The sequence below is a fragment of the Stenotrophomonas sp. yr243 genome, assembly GCF_900184195.1.
Lineage (GTDB): Bacteria > Pseudomonadota > Gammaproteobacteria > Xanthomonadales > Xanthomonadaceae > Stenotrophomonas > Stenotrophomonas lactitubi.
The window spans coordinates 31,064-45,800 of the sequence record NZ_FXWT01000003.1 but is presented as its reverse complement, the minus strand read 5'-3'; the positions used below and the strand labels follow the sequence as shown (position 1 = coordinate 45,800).

Annotated in this window: 5 protein-coding genes; all 5 read left to right on the top strand. The window is 62.5% G+C overall.

All coding sequences use genetic code 11. From position 1 onward, the window contains the following. Positions 1-2 precede the first annotated feature (2 nt). Positions 3-2,798 carry a TonB-dependent receptor gene (locus QOL57_RS12895; RefSeq protein WP_089236337.1) on the top strand — a complete coding sequence of 932 codons (2,796 nt, stop codon included), beginning with the start codon at positions 3-5 and terminating at the stop codon, positions 2,796-2,798. Positions 2,799-3,158: 360 nt separating this feature from the next. Further along, on the top strand, positions 3,159-5,966 hold the full coding sequence (locus QOL57_RS12890) for a TonB-dependent receptor (RefSeq protein ID WP_089236338.1): 2,808 nt from the start codon (positions 3,159-3,161) through the stop codon (positions 5,964-5,966). A gap of 160 nt (positions 5,967-6,126) precedes the next feature. After that, on the top strand, positions 6,127-8,163 hold the full coding sequence (locus QOL57_RS12885; RefSeq protein ID WP_089236339.1) for a prolyl oligopeptidase family serine peptidase: 2,037 nt from the start codon (positions 6,127-6,129) through the stop codon (positions 8,161-8,163). A gap of 184 nt (positions 8,164-8,347) precedes the next feature. Further along, the gene (locus tag QOL57_RS12880) at positions 8,348-11,209 is read left to right on the top strand and encodes a TonB-dependent receptor (RefSeq protein ID WP_089236340.1); all 2,862 of its coding nucleotides are present in this window, start codon (positions 8,348-8,350) and stop codon (positions 11,207-11,209) included. 465 nt (positions 11,210-11,674) lie between these two features. Further along, entirely contained in the window at positions 11,675-14,665 is a 2,991-nt protein-coding gene (locus QOL57_RS12875) for a TonB-dependent receptor (protein ID WP_089236341.1), read from the top strand. The last annotated feature ends 72 nt before the right edge of the window (positions 14,666-14,737 follow it).

Genomic DNA, 14,737 nt, shown 5'->3' with positions numbered 1-14,737 from the left:
ACATGAAAGACCTTCGCAATTCCGCACGTCGCAACACCCTCGCTGTCGCCTTGATCTCCGCCCTGGTTGCCGCCTCGCCGGCAATGGCCCAGGACAAGGCCACCAACCTGGACAAGATCACCGTCACCGGCTCGCTGATCCCGCAGACCCAGGTCGAGACCCAGACCCCGGTCATGACCATCAGCGCTGAAGCCATCCAGTCGCGCGGCTTCAACAGCGTCGCCGAAGTGCTGCAGCAGTCCTCGCTGACCACCGGCGGCATCCAGGGCGGCCAGACCTCCGCTTCGTTCACCCAGGGCGCTGAAGCCGCTGGCATGTTCGGCCTGAATCCGGGTTACACCAAGTACCTGATCAATGGCCGCCCGATGATGTCCTACCCGGCGCTGTACAACGGCGGCGACGCGTTCAACAACATCAGCGGCATTCCGATCGACATCGTCGAGCGCATCGAAGTCCTGCCGGGTGGCCAGTCCTCCCTGTACGGTTCGGATGCGATCGCCGGCGTGGTCAACATCATCCTGAAGGACCACATGGAAGGCGGCAGCCTGTCCGTGCGTGGCGGCACCACCACTGAAGGCGGCGGCAGCAGCTTCCGCATCAGCGGCGCACATGGCTTCTCGGCGCTGGACAACCGCTTCAATGCACTGGTCAACGTGCAGATCGAAAGCAGCAATCCGATCTGGGGCTACCAGCGTGACCTGACCAAGCAGAACAACACCCACGGCTACACCGCACAGCTGCCGTCGAACGACTTTGCCGTCATCGACGCCAAGACCAATGCGCTGTACATGATGGACCCGAGCAACTGCGCCAACGTCGCCGGCCAGTTCGATGGCACCACCGTGCTGGCGAACCGCCCGACCGGCCAGTCCTGCGGTTCGGTGTTCGGCGCCGGCTACAAGACCCTGAAGAACGGCAAGGACAGCGGCCAGTTCTACTCGTCGATGACCTTCGACGTCAACGACAACTTCCAGCTGTTCGCCGACGTGCTGTACAGCAAGGAAAAGACCGAATACACCTCCGGCTCGAACTACCTGTGGTGGGGCACCAAGAGCGGCATGGGCGGCTTCTACGACCAGGCGTCGGGCAAGCTGGTCAACCTGCAGCGCGCGTTCGCTCCGGAAGACATCGGCGGCGAAGGCTACAAGGGCATCCTGAACAACGACAAGAGCCGTGCCTACCAGGTCACCCTGGGCGGCAAGGGCGCGGTCGGCAACTGGGACTACAGCCTGAGCTTCACCCGTGGCGAATACCGCCTGGATGAAAGCAAGTTCCAGCGCTTCGGCAATGCCATCAACAGCTACTTCGCCGACAAGGTGCTGGGCCCGCAGCTGGGCACCAAGGATGGCTTCGGCATCTACAACACCAACTGGGGCGCGTTCTACTCGCCGATCGCGCCGGAAGATTTCGCCGGCTTCACCGGCTACACCACCAACCATGCCCGCACCTGGCAGAACCTGGCTCGTGCGCAGGTCACCAATGGCTCGCTGTTCTCGCTTCCGGGCGGTGACGCCGGCCTGGCCGTGGTCGTCGAAGGCGGCAGCGAAGGTTGGGACTACAGCCCGGACCAGCGCCTGCTGGACGGCGATGTGTGGGGCTCGTCGGCTGTTGCCGGCAACGGCCATCGCAGCAACTATGCGGTGACCAGCGAGCTGCGCATGCCGCTGCTGGAGTCGCTGACGGTGACCGCTTCCGGTCGTTATGACGCCTTCAAGATCGGCGACAACACCGTCGACAAGGCCACCTACAGCGTGGGTGTCGAGTTCCGTCCGATCGAAAGCCTGCTGTTCCGCGGCAAGTACGGCACCGCCTTCCGCGCGCCGACCCTGCCCGACGCGTTCCAGGGCCGCAGCGGCTACTACGCCGCCAACTCGACCGACTACTACCGTTGCGGTGAGCTGGGCTACGTGCCGGGCAACACCGACGCCTGCCGCTACGCGGACAGCGTCTCGGTGTACTCCGAGCGTGCCGGCAACCCGGACCTGGAGCCGATCACCGCCGACGTCTGGAATGCGGGCATCGTCTGGGCGCCGATGGCGAACCTGTCGATCTCGGCCGACTACTACAACTGGAAGATCGAGAACGAAGTCGATACGGCCAGCACCGACCAGCTGCTGCTGGCCGAGTACTACTGCCGCAACGGCCTGCCGAACGGCTCCTCGGCTACCTGCCAGAACGTGGCTGACTGGGTCACCCGTGATTCGGCCGGCAACCTGAGCTCGCTGTACACCCCGAAGATGAACGTGGCCCGCCAGAACCTGCAGGCCGTGACCGTCGGCTTCAAGTACCTGCAGGACATCGGCCGCTTCGGTTCGCTGCAGTTCTCGGGCAACTACACCAACATGCTCAAGCGTGAAGTGCAGGCGCAGCCGGGCGAGGACTTCCAGGACCTGCTGGGCAACCCGAAGTCGATGTGGAACTACGACAGCTTCGCCAAGGTCCGTTCCGACGCGTCGGTGGCCTGGTCGCTGGACAAGTGGACCACCACGCTGTACGCCAACTACATCGGCCACACCCCGAACTACCTGGCAGGCCTGAACGGCTACGAGTACACCCACACCGCGTCGGGCTACAAGGCAGGCAAGTGGGCTTCGTACACCACCTACAACCTGAGCGTGAACTACCGCGTGCAGGATGACCTGACCCTGTCGCTGATGGTCAACAACGTGTTCAACAAGATGCCCGAGCAGCAGGCCCACAGCTACCAGGGCACCTCCGGCACGCCGTTCAACAACTACCTGTACAACGTCTACGGCCGCACCGTGTACGTGCAGGCCAAGTACGACTTCGGCAAGTAATCCCGTCGTTTTCCGGGTTTGATTCCGGACCAGGCCCCGCTTCGGCGGGGCCTTTTTTTTTGCCAACGCATGTGCATCGATCAGCGCATGAATATCTCGATTGTTAAATACCCCGACATTTAATAGATATTCATTACGCCAAACTCGGCAAATTCGCACCGATATCGCAACATATTGTTTTTAAATATATTTTTATTAACTCGCAGCGAGCGATTGCGAGAGCGCGACAAGTCCGCGAAAACCAAGTTAAGCGTGTGTTACGTTCGAAAAACGCCGCCTTTCCGTGTCTGCAGGCTGCTGAACAATCCATGAGTTCCCAGGAAAGGGAAACGCGTCTCTCACGAACACTCGGAGTACCGCATGTCTCGCAATGGCTTCCCGCGTCACCCGCTCACCCGCGCCGTCCTCAGCGGCCTGATCCTGGCCAGCAGCAGCGCGATCGCGCTCGCCCAGGAGAACACTCCTACCGATCTCGGACGCGTGACCGTTACCGGATCACTGATCCCGCAGACGCAGATCGAGAACCACACGCCGGTCCTGACCGTCACCGCCGAGGACATCCAGACGCGCGGCTTCACCAGCGTGGCCGAGGTGCTGCAGCAGAACTCGCTGACCACCGGCGGCCTGCAGGGCGGCCAGACCTCCGCTTCGTTCACCCAGGGCGCTGAAGCTTCGGGCATGTTCGGCCTCAGCCCCAGCTACACCAAGTACCTGATCAACGGACGGCCGATGCTGTCCTACCCTGCCCTGTACAACGGCAGCGACACCTTCAACAACCTCAGCGGCATCCCGATCGACATTGTCGAGCGCATCGAGATCCTGCCCGGTGGCCAGTCGTCGCTGTATGGCTCGGACGCGATCGCCGGTGTGGTCAACATCATCCTCAAGGACCGCATGGACGGCGGCGTTCTGAACGTGCGCGGCGGCGGTTACACCGAGGGCGGCGGCAATGATTTCCGCGTCAGTGGCGCGCATGGCTTCAACGCCTTCGATGACCGCTTCCACGCGCTGGTCAACGTGCAGTACGAGAAGAGCAGTCCGATCTGGGGTTACCAGCGCGACCTGACCAAGCAGAACAACACCAGGGGCTATACGCCGCAGGTACCGACCAACGACTTCCTGGTCTACCTGCCGGACCAGCAGAACGCTTACGTGATGATGGACCCGACCCGCTGCGCCAACGTGGCCGGCCAGTTCGGCGGCACCACCGTACTGGGCACGCGCGCTACCGGCGAATCCTGTGGCTCGCCCTTCAGTGCCGGCTACAAGACCCTGAAGAACGGCAAGGAAAGCAGCCAGATCTATTCGTCGATGTCCTTCGACGTCAACGACAACTTCCAGCTGTTCGCAGATGCGCTGTACAGCCTGGAAGAAGTGCAGTACACCGCTGGTTCGGGCTACGCCTTCTGGGGCAGCAACGTCGGCTTCGGTGCCTTCGTCGACCAGGCCAGCGGCGAGTACATGAACCTGCAGCGCGCGTTCGCGCCTGAGGACATCAGCGCCGCCGGCTACCGCGACATCATGAGCACCGATCGCAACAAGGCCTACCAGGTCACTCTGGGCGGTCGTGGCAACGTCGGCAACTGGGACTACAGCGCCAGCTTCAGCCGCGGCGAGTACAAGCTGACCGAGCGCAGTTTCGCGCGCTGGGCCAACGAGATCGACAGCTATTTCGAAGATCGTGTGCTGGGTCCGGTACTGGGCGTCAGCGACGACGGCTACAACATCTACAACCCGAACTGGGGCGCGTTCTACTCGCCGCTGCCGGCGGGTGATTTCCAGACCTTCACCGGCTTCACCTACAACAAGAGCCGCACCTGGCAGAACCTGGGCCGCGCGCAGATCACCAATGGTTCGCTGTTCAAGCTGCCCGGTGGCGATGCTGGCCTGGCCGTGGTGGCCGAAGCCGGCAGCGAAGGCTGGTCGTATACACCCGACCAGCGCCTGCTCGATGGCAGCGTGTGGGGCACCACCTCGGTGGCCGGCGCCGGCCATCGCAGCAACTACGCGCTGACCAGCGAGCTGCGCATGCCGCTGCTGGAGTCGCTGACCGTGACCGCCTCCGGCCGCTACGACGCGTTCAAGATCGCCGACAAGACCGTCGACAAATCGACCTACAGCATCGGCGTGGAATTCCGCCCGATCGAAAGCCTGCTGTTCCGCGGCAAGTACGGCACCGCCTTCCGCGCGCCCAGCCTGTCCGATGCCTTCCAGGGCCGCAGCGGTTACTACGCCAACGACTCGGTCGACTACTACCGCTGTGGACAGCTCGGCTTCAACCCGAGCGACACGGTGGGCTGTGCGTATGCCAACGAATCGGTGTTCGGCGAACAGTCCGGCAATGCCGAGCTGGAAGCGATCACCGCCGACGTCTGGAACGCGGGCATCGTGTGGGCCCCCATCAACAACCTGTCGGTGTCGGTGGACTACTACAACTGGAAGATCAAGAACGAGGTCAACACCCTCAGCTCCGATCAGCTGCTGCTGGCCGAGTACTACTGCCGCAACGGCCAGACCAACAACACCTCGGCCAGCTGCCAGAACGTGAGCGACTGGATCACCCGTGACGGCACCGGCAAGCTGGAGAAGATCTACACGCCGAAGATGAACATCGCCAGCCAGAACCTGCAGGCGGTGACGGCCAGCTTCAAGTACGTGCAGGACATCGGCCGCTTCGGTGCGCTGCAGTTCTCCAGCAACTACACCAACATGATCAAGCGCGAACTGCAGCCGCAGCCGGGCGACGACTACCTGGACCTGCTGCGCGACCCGTACGCGATGTGGAACTACGACCAGTACGCCAAGGTGCGTGCAGATGGTGCGGTGGGCTGGGCGAAGGACAAGTGGACCACCACGCTGTACTTCAACTACATCGGCAAGACGCCCAACCGCATGGCATACCTGGGCAAGGGCTATGACTACGTGCATCCGTCTGGTTACGAAGCCGGTAAGTGGGGCTCGTACACCACCTACAACCTCAGCGTGAACTACCAGGCGATGGACAACCTGACCCTGTCGATGATGGTCAACAACGTGTTCAACAAGATGCCCGACGGCCAGGCCCACAGCTACGCCGGCAACATCGACGCGCCGTACAACAGCAGCATCTACAACCCCTACGGCCGTGCGGTCTACGTGCAGGCCAAGTACGAGTTCGGCAAGAAGTAAGCGCCGCTCCCGCAGCACCCCAAGGGCCCCGCTTCGGCGGGGTCTCCTTGTTTGCGGGCGGCAGCGCGGAACGGCCCCGTTCACACCGAGTTGACGGAACCCGGAGCTTCGTTCATCTTCAGGTCATATTGACGTGCCCTGCCACAAGGAACTGCTGACCATGGAATCCCGCTTCGCACCTGCCCGCTTGGGTACCACCATCGCACTACTGGTGGGCCTGCACATCACCCATGCCTCCGCCACGCCACTGCCGGTTGAGGATTTCGCCAAGATTCCGTCAATCCAGTCCGTCAGCATGAGCCCGGACGGCAAGCAGCTGGTTGCCATCATCGCCGCACCAGGCAGCAACAATGGTGACACCGCGCTGGCCAACTGGAACCTGGACACCCCCGGCTCGGCACCCGTGGCGATCACCCCGTCCGGTGACCGGATGAAGTTCATTGCCGCCAGCGCACTCAAGGCAGGCCGCAGTTTCGTCATTGGTCGCCAGGAACTGACCGCACAGCTGTCCGGCTGCGGCGAAGGCAATTCAGTCGGCTCGACCAAAACCTTCCTGTCCAAGGCCTTTCTCACCGACAGCAGCCAAGCCAAGTTCGAGGAAGCATTCGCCGACAACACGCGAAAGCTGGGCATCAGCGAGCAGACTCAACGCTGCCTGGAGCTTGCCGGCACCGCGTCCCTGGTGCACTCGCTTCCGCTGGATCCGGACAAGGTAATCATTTCACAGATCAACCAGACCAATTTCTCCGCCAGCTACTACCTGTTCAACCTCAGGACCGGGCAGACCGAGCTGCTGTTCCGTGGCGACGCCCGCTCCACGCCGGGACTTTTCCATCCACGCAACGGCGAACTGCTGACCCGTACGCAGATCGAGCCTGCGGGCTCCAACGACTATGAGCAGCAGATCCTGGTCAAGAGCAAAGCCAGCGGTCAGTTCGAGAAGCATGAAACGCTCACCACCCGGCTGTCCGACCGCTACACCATGGAAGTGGTCGGTATCGATGACCAGAGCGGCAAGCTCTACATCCTCACCGACAAGTTCTCCGACCAGGTGCAGGCACGCCTGTACGACCCGGCGACCAAAGCGTTCGACAACGAACCGTTGGCGGCCCATCCGGAATATCCGATCGGTGGCCTGATCCTGGGCACCAAACCGAGCAACTTCAACCAGGTGCTGGGCTTCTACGTCGACGGCCCTCGACGTGAAGCGGTCTACGTCGATCCGCAGATGAAAGCCCTGTACGACGGCCTCAAGCAGGCCTATCCGGGCAAGTACATCGCCATCAGCGGTTACAACGACGACCTTTCGCGCGTACTGTTCACCACCAACAGCGCAAGCTCGCCCACCAGCTACCAGATCCTGATCGATCGCAAGCAGGTCACCACGCTGGGCAGCGAACGCCCCTGGGTAGATGGCAAGCAGATCGGCGAACAGCGCTGGATAACCTATACCGCCCGGGATGGTCGCAAGATCCCCGCCATCGTCGACCTGCCCGCGGGTTGGAAAAACGGTGACGCCGCGCTGCCGGCGCTGGTCCATCCCCATGGCGGCCCCTGGGCCCGTGACTACACCGGCTGGGATGCGTCCGGTTGGGTGCCATTCTTCACCTCGCGCGGTTACGCCGTGATCCGCCCACAGTACCGGGGTTCGACCGGGTTCGGCCGTGAGCACTGGATCGCCGGCGACAAGCAATGGGGGCTGACGATGCAGGACGACAACGATGATGCAGCGGCGTGGCTGATTCAGCAGGGCATCGCTGCCAAGGACCGCATCGCGATCTTCGGCTACTCCTACGGTGGCTTCGCCTCCGCCGCCGCAGTGGTGCGCAGTCCATCACCCTATCAGTGCGCCATTGCAGGCGCGCCTGTGACCGATCTGGCCCGCCTTGGCGTTTCCTGGAGCGAGAACCGTCTGCAGCGCATCCTGCAGGGTCAGACCGTGAAGGGCATGGACCCGATGCAGAACACCTCCAAGGCCGCAATCCCGCTGCTGACCTTCGTTGGTGATCGCGACGTGCGCACCCCGGCCTCCCACGCCAGGAACTTCTACAACGGCGTGAAGGACAAGGTGCCGGCCCGCTTCGAGCTGATTCCCGACATGCCGCACAGCATGCCGTGGTACCCGAGCCACTATCGCGCGACCCTGCCGTTGATGGCCGATTTCCTGGGCAAGGACTGCGGACCAGGCGGCCTGTAAGCCCACCGCAATCTGGACCGCGCACGAACCCCGTCGGTTAACCGACGGGGTTTTTTCATGCGCAATTTCCTGAATTTCCCCTTAGCAACAATGAGTTACGCCCATGCGCCATTCATGTTGCATTTACTTTACGCCACCCATACACTCCATTAACCGAAGCATAACAAGTGGGGATCACACCGAAATGCGCAACGCCAAACACCACATCAAGCCAAGCCGCGTCCCGCTCACTCTCGCTGTGCTGGCCTGCCTGCAGGCCGCACCGGTCCTGGCCCAGGAGAACACCCAGCAGGAAGCCGCGGCGTCAAGCACTTCCACCCGCACCCAGCGCGCGACTGACCTTGACAAGATCACTGTCACCGGCTCACTGATCCGCCGCGCGGACTACGATACCTCGTCCCCGGTGTTCACCATCGACACCGAGCACAACGCAGCGCAGGGCCAGGTCTCGGTTGGAGAGTTCCTGCAGAAGTCCGCGATCGGTGCGGCCGAGACCCAGATCACCCACCAGTTCGGCGGTTTCGTCGTAGACGGCGGCACGGGTGTGCAGACGTTCTCGTTGCGCGGACTCGGCGCCAACCGCACCCTGGTGCTGCTGGACGGCCAGCGTCCGGGCCCGGCCGGTACCCGCGGCGCGGTCGGTGCTTTCGACCTGAACGTCATTCCCACCGCCATCCTGCAGCGCGCTGAAATCGTGAAGGATGGTTCGTCGTCCATTTACGGTTCCGATGCCGTAGCCGGCGTGGTCAATCTGATCACCAAGAAGAATTTCGAGCGCCCCGAACTGACCGTTACCGGCCGCATCCCCACCGAAGGTGGCGGTGAAGTCTTCCAGGGTTCGCTTGCCAATGGCTGGAACTTCGAGAAGGGCAGCATCGTCGCCGCCGTCGAGTGGTATCGCCACAACGAACTGACCCGCGCTGACCGCGACTTCCTGAAATGCGGCAACGACCTGATCAAGGACGCCAACGGTAATCGTATCGACCGGGAGGATCGTTCGATCACCGCCGGCACCAACCTGGCCAATTGCAACAACCTCCTGATCAACGTTATTGACGAGTACGACTCGCCGATCCGCTATGTCCCATCGCCGGACGGCAGCACCGTCGGCCCGTTCCCCGGTTACCGCCCGCGTGCCAACCGCACCTACGCCAACGGCAGTCCGGTGGCGTACTACGAAGAACCGTTGAACTTCGATGCCTGGGGCCGCAGCCACATCATCAACCGCCAGGAGCGCAAGTCGGCGTACTTCGCTTCGGACTTCGGCTTCGAGTCGTTCAACTGGAAGACCCAGTTCCTCTACAACAACCGCAAGACCAATAACTTCCAGTGGCGCCAGTTCTTCCCGACCGTGGAAGCGCCTGGCACCAGCACGGGTTATGCGCAGCCGGTGCTCCCGTTCAAGTCCTCCTCGGAAACCGAGGTGAACTACTACTACCTGGCCAACAAGTTCGACGGCCTGTTCACTGGCAGCTGGGGCTGGGAAGTCAATGCCAACGCCAGCCGCTCCAGCGGCAAGTACAGCTCGCTGGGCATCCGCAACTCGATCACCGGCGATCTGACCAATCCGAATGCTGGCGAAACCCCGGCGGCGAACTATTTCGACCCGGGATACCTCAGCGGCGCCAAGGTCGATGAGCTGGTGGACATCCTGGGCATCACTGCCACCGGTAAGACCACGTACGACACGGCTACGATCAACGCCGTCTTCTCTGGCGAATTGTTCGACCTGCCGGCCGGCCCCATCGGTGCTGCGTTTGGTCTGGAATACCGCTACTACTCCATTGAAGATACCCCGGACGAGAACTACAAGGACCTGTGGGGTGCGTCGACCGCTGACGTGACCAAGGGCAATGACAAGGTGAAGGAAGCCTTTGTCGAATTCGACATCCCGCTGGTCAAGGGCGTGACCGGTATCGAATCGCTCACCGCCAATGCCTCGGCGCGTGTCTTCAAGTACAACTCTGTCAGCGGCAGCGACAAGGTGTGGAAGGCCGGGTTGAACTGGCAGATCATCCCGTCGCTGCGCATCCGCGGCACGGTCGGTACGTCCTACCGCGCACCCGGTCTGTACGAGCTGTACCTGGGCAACCAGACCGGCTTCCAGAACCAGACCGCAATCGATCCCTGCATCCGCTGGGATGAGAGCGACAACACCAACATCCGCGCAAACTGCGGCGCCGCCGGCATCCCGGGCGATTACGTGGGCGCAGGCTCCAGTGCGACCGTGTACACCAGCGGCGGCGCCGGGAACCTGATTCCGGAAACATCCCGCGCCAAGAGCGCCGGTATCGTGTTCACCCCCTCGTTTGCTGACCTGAGCGTGGCGATCGACTATTTTGACTACGATATCCGCGGCCAGATCACCTCGCTGAACGCGCTGGACATCACCACTGGCTGCTACGGTTCCAGCACCTATCCGAACCGCTACTGCGACCTGCTGGAGCGCAACCCGACCACCGGTCCCGATGCCAACTCGATCCGCAACATCTACGCCCAGTACCTGAACATCAACCAGCAGCGTACCCGCGGCTGGGACATGACCCTGAACTGGGAGCACGAGTTCGGCTTCGGCAAGTTCGCCCTGGATTCCCAGGTTACTTACACCGTGGAAGACGTTGCACAGCTGTTTGACAGCGCGGAGGCCAGCGGCTTGGCTTCATCGGATCAGCTCGGCCTGATCGGCCGTCCGGACCTGGTGGCCAACCTGGGCCTGACCCTGACCCGTGGCGACTGGGAGTACAACTGGTTGACCCAATACATCGGCAAGACCGAGAACACCACCCTCAATTCCCGCTTCACCTATCAGGGCCGTCCGGATTCGTACCGTGACCTGGTGGCCGACGCACGTGTTTATCACACCGCTTCCTTGAGCTACAAGCAGGCCGACTGGGAAGTGCTGGTGGGTATCTCCAACGTGTTCAACACCAAGCCGGCACTGATCTCCACTGGCGCAGGCAACCGCTACGGCAACACCGCAGCATTCGCCACCCAGTACGACCTGTATGGCCGCACCCCGTTCGTGCGTCTGAAGTACAAGTTCTGATCCAGCAGTAACAGCAGCATCCCGGAAAGGGCGGCGCAAGCCGCCCTTTCCTTTTTCATGCCTGTGCACTTCTCTTGTCGTGATAACAGGCCCTCCTGCTGCCTGGCATGGCAGCAGGAGGCAAGGAGAACAGCCTCAACGGAGCTGCCTGGCGCCCCTGCTGCGTCTCGTCCTTGAAACATGCGCTCTTGCGCGTTCAACCGCCAATTTGCGCAAAGCATTGCTTAACACCCCATTCATCAAGAGCCGGGGAAACAAAATTCATCCATCACAACTGAGACTAAGACACTGTAATTGTTGCAATTTGATGGTCAAAAACCCCTTATTCCACAAGGAAATGTGACGGACCCATGCTTTTTCCGTTAAGCCCATGTTAGGTTCGATGAACGTCAGGACGACACATGAACATCCATATAACAATCACAAGGAGGTGGTCGATCTCTTACCACTAGGGGGATTTACCTGATGACGCACCACCGCACGCCCGGTCGCCACCCGCTGACCAACGCCCTGCTCGCCGGCCTGATGATGGCTGCCGCGGCCCCGGCTCTGGCCCAGGAGGCCAGCTCCGGCAGCAACCCGATCGACCTGGACCGCGTCAGCGTGACCGGCTCGCGCATCGCGCGTACCGGCTTCGTGACCCCCTCGCCGGTCACCGCCATCACCGCTGAAGAAATCCGCGCCACCGGCGCCAACAACATCGGCGACCTGATGGCGCGCCTGCCGGCGCTGAGCCCGACCTATACGCTGGGTAATTCCACCCGCTTCATCGGCACCGCCGGCGTGGGCCTGATGGACCTGCGTGGCATGGGCACCTCGCGTACGCTGGTGCTGGTCAATGGTCGCCGCCATGTCGGCGCGACCTCGGGCTCCTCGGCGGTGGACGTCAACACGATCCCGGTGGAGTGGATCGAACGCGTTGAAGTCATCACCGGTGGTGCCTCGGCCGTGTACGGCGCCGATGCCGTGGCCGGCGTCGTCAACTTCATCATGAAGAAGTCGTTCGACGGCGCCGAAGTGCGCGCCCAGACAGGCATGGCCAGTGAGGGCGGCTTCAACCGCTCCTTCATCAGCGCCTCGGCAGGTACCGACTTCGCCAATGGCCGCGGCAGCGCGGCGATCGCCCTGGAATACAGCAAGCAGGACCGCTTTGTCCGCAGCGACCGCGCGATCGGCAATGAATTCCTGGTGTCGGTGCCGAACCCCAACTACGACCCGACCAAGCCCTCCAACGAAAGCAATCCGCAGACCGTCCTCAGCGGCCCGGGTGGCAACCACTCGATCTCCTTCGGCGGCACCTTCACCCTCGGTGCGTTCTCGCCCACCAACAAGGCGACCTGGGGCAACCGTTACCAGTTCAACCCGGACGGCACCTATCGCCCGCAGCGCTATGACGGCGTGATGCCGAGCACCACCAGCTGCGTCAACTGCGACTTCGCCGACCTCAATTCGGTGGCCGATCTGCAGCCTGGCTTCGACCGCAAGAGCGTCAATACGGTCGTCAACTTCGATCTGACCGACAACCATCGCCTGTATTTCGAAGGCAAGTACACCGAGACCGTGTCGGACTTCCTGGCCCAGCCGTCGTTCGACCAGACCCTGCGCATCCAGCGCGACAATGCCTACGTTTCGCCGCAGCTGCGCGCGCTGATGGCCGCCAACGGTGCCAGCCAGTTGACCCTGAGCCGCTTCAACGTCGATGCCGGCCAGCGTGGCGAGCACGTGGAGCGCAACACCCAGCGCTTCGTGCTCGGCGTCGAGGGCAACCTGACCGAGAACTGGACCTACGACGTGTACGGCAACTGGGGCCAGAGCGAAGTCAAGCGCTGGAACCTCAACAACCGCATCAATGAGCGCTGGCAGGCCGGCCTGGACACCGTGGTCGATCCGTCCACCGGCCAGATCGTCTGCCGCACCACGCTGAACCCGAACGCGACCAACCCCAACAACGGCAACCGCGTGTACTCGCAGTTCGCACGCGAGGGCTGCGTACCGTTCTCGGTGTTCGGCAACGGTGCAGTGACCCAGGCCGCACGTGACTGGATGAACGTCAGGTCGTTCAACTATTCGCGCCTGCAGCAGTCGGTGTTCAGCGCCTCGCTGGCCAACGCCTCGCTGTTCAGCCTGCCGGCAGGCGACGTCGGCGTGGCCGGTGGCGTGGAATACCGCCGCGAGAAGAGCCGTGAAATCACCGATCCGCTGGCAGCGCAGGGCCTGACCTTCCTCAACGCGATCCCCAACCGGATGGGCAAGTACGACGTGCGCGAAGCGTTCGTCGAAGCTACCGTGCCGTTGCTGGCCGACATCCCGGGCATCTACAACCTGACCATGGACGCTGCCGGCCGCTGGTCCGATTACAGCAGCATCGGCAAGACCACCACCTGGAAAGTCGGCCTGGACTGGACGATCATTCCGTCCCTGCGTGCCCGCGGCACCCTGTCGCAGGCGGTGCGTGCGCCGAGCATCGGCGAACTGTACAACCCGCAGAGCGAGAACTTCGCCACCATCGCCGATCCCTGCAACTATCTGGCCACCAATTCAAATCGTCCGAATACCGCAGCTGACCCGGCCCTGCGCCAGGCCAACTGCTCGGCGCTGGGCGTGCCGGTGGGCTGGGTCGACACGTACTCCGCGAACCGCCCCGGCGTCAGCGGCGGCAACCCGAACCTGAAGCCGGAGCGCGCGCGCAGCTTCACCTATGGCCTGGTCTGGCAGCCGGACTTCCTGCAGGGCTTCGGCATGTCCGTGGACTACTGGTGGATCAGCCTGAAGGACGCCATCGGTGCCGTTTCAGGTCAGACCAACGCAACGCGTTGCGTGGACTCGCCGGGAGGCATCAACAACAGCTTCTGCGGCTTCATCGAGCGCGCGCCGGCCGGTGGCCTGACCGATGCGGGCGGCCGGACCTTCCCGGAACATTCGATCAGCCGTTGGGTTGCTCTGAATGAGAACCTGGCACGTTCGCGTCGCGTCGGCGTCGATCTGGAAATGGACTACCGCTTCAAGCTCGCCGAGGGCGACACGGTAATCCGCCTGGTCGGTACCCGCCTGCTGCAGTCGCGTGAGTGGGCCTTCCAGGACTTCCCGACCGAGTACGACGAGAACGTCACCTGGGTGACCGATCCGCGCTGGCGCGGTTCGCTGCAGACCAAGTACTCGCTGGGTCAGTGGCGTGCGTCGTGGGACCTGAACTACGTGAGCAGCAACCTGCGCGTGCAGCCGAAGAGCTACCAGGCCAATCCGGGCCAGAGCAGCCCGATCCGCAACGGCTCGTACGTCTACCACAACTTCCAGTTCGGCTACCGCTTCCCGGGCGACAAGATCGACGTCTACCTGGGCGTGGACAACGCCTTCGACAAGGATCCGCCGGTGAACTACTTCGGCTCCGACGTCGGTTCGGCGATGTACGACAACATCGGCCGCTACATGTACATGGGTGCTACCTACAAGTTCTGATGCGGCAACAGATGTAGAACCCCGACAGACCCGGCTTTTGCCGGGTCTGTCTTTTTCCGGTGCCGGCGAGGC